The sequence below is a fragment of the Thauera butanivorans NBRC 103042 genome, assembly GCF_001591165.1.
GTDB lineage: Bacteria > Pseudomonadota > Gammaproteobacteria > Burkholderiales > Rhodocyclaceae > Thauera > Thauera butanivorans.
Genome location: NZ_BCUG01000121.1, coordinates 1 through 1736, shown reverse-complemented (window position 1 = coordinate 1736; position 1736 = coordinate 1). Strand labels below are relative to the sequence as shown.

The following is a 1736-nucleotide window of genomic DNA, read 5'->3' as shown; positions in this document are numbered from 1 at the left end:
CCAGTTCGTCCCGGTCGCGGAAATGCGCCAGCGCCTCGGGGTTGGCCAGCGCTTCCTGGTTCTTCACCGGGCGGCCATGCACCACGTTGCGCACCGCCAGCTCGACGATCTTGCCGCTCTTGGTGCGCGGAATGTCCTTCACCTGCAACACCTTGGCCGGCACGTGGCGCGGCGTGGTGTTGTCGCGGATCGTCTGCCGGATGCGCCCGATCAGTTCATCGTCCAGCGCCAGGCCCTCGCGCAGCCTGACGAACAGCACCACGCGCACGTCGCCCGGACTCTGCGGCGGCCAGTCCTGTCCGATCACCAGGCTCTCGACGACTTCGTCCAGCTTCTCGACCTGGCGGTAGATTTCCGCCGTGCCGATGCGCACCCCGCCCGGATTGAGCGTGGCGTCCGAACGCCCGTAGATGACGACGCCGCCGTGGGCGGTGATCTCGCAGAAGTCGCCGTGGCACCAGACCTTGGGGAAGCGATCGAAATAGGCCGCGTGGTACTTGCTGCCGTCGGCGTCGTTCCAGAACCCCAGCGGCATCACCGGGAAGGGCTTGGTGCACACCAGCTCGCCTTTCTCGCCGCGCACCGGCTGCCCGTCGTCGTCCCACACGTCCACCGCCATGCCCAGGCCGCGGCACTGGATCTCGCCGCGCCACACCGGCCATACCGGGCTGCCCAGCACGAAGCAGGAGATGATGTCGGTGCCGCCCGAGATGGACGACAGCTGCAAGTCGGCCTTGATCTCGCGATAGACGTAGTCGAAGCCTTCGGGCACCAGCGGGCTGCCGGTGCTCATCATCGCGCGCAGGGTCTCGAGCCGGTGCGTTTCGCGCGGCTCGAGGCCGAACTTGGCGCAGGCGTCGATGAACTTGGCCGAGGTGCCGAAGTGGGTCATGCCTTCGGCGTCGGCGTAGTCGAAAAGGACATGATTGCCGCCGGCGAAGGGCGAGCCGTCGTAGAGCAGCAGCGTGGCGCCGGCCGCCAGGCCGGACACCAGCCAGTTCCACATCATCCAGCCGCAGGTGGTGAAGTAGAACACGCGGTCGCCGGGCTTGACGTCGCAGTGCAGGCGATGCTCCTTGAGGTGCTGCAGCAGCGCGCCGCCGGCGCCATGCACGATGCACTTGGGCACGCCGGTGGTGCCCGAGGAGTACATGATGTACAGCGGGTGGTCGAAAGGCAGCTGCGCGAACGCGATGTCGTCGACGAAATGGAAGGGCGCGATGAAGTCGGCGTACAGGCGCGCATGCGCCACCTGCGACAGATCATGTTCGCGATGCACGTAAGGCACGACCACCACGCGCTGCAGCGAGGGAAGCTGGCCGGCGATCTCGCCGAGCTTGTCGAGCACGTCGATGGTCTTGCCGCCGTAGTAATAGCCGTCGCAGGCCACCAGCACCTTGGGTTCGGTCTGGCCGAAGCGGTCGAGCACGCCCTGCACGCCGAAATCGGGCGAGGCCGAGGTGAAGATCGCGCCGATGCTCGCCGCGGCCAGCATCACGATGATCGTCTCGGGCATGTTGGGCATGTAGGCGGCGACGCGATCGCCCGCCACCACGCCCTGCTCGCGCAGTGCGGCGGCGAAATGGGCCACCGCGCGGTACAGCTCGCCGCGGCTCATGCGATTCTGCACCCGGTCCTCGCCCCAGAACACGAGGGCATCGCCGGCATCACGCGAGCGCAGCAGGTTCTGCGCAAAGTTCAGCCGCGCATCCGGAAACCATTTCGCCCCCGGCATG

The 1736-nt window shown here is 67.3% G+C and carries 1 protein-coding gene; it reads right to left on the bottom strand.

The window, feature by feature from the left end; all coding sequences use genetic code 11:
* Positions 1–1736 (bottom strand): acetoacetate--CoA ligase (locus TBU01S_RS22595; RefSeq protein WP_068639725.1); only part of this gene is annotated, 1736 nt, incomplete at both ends.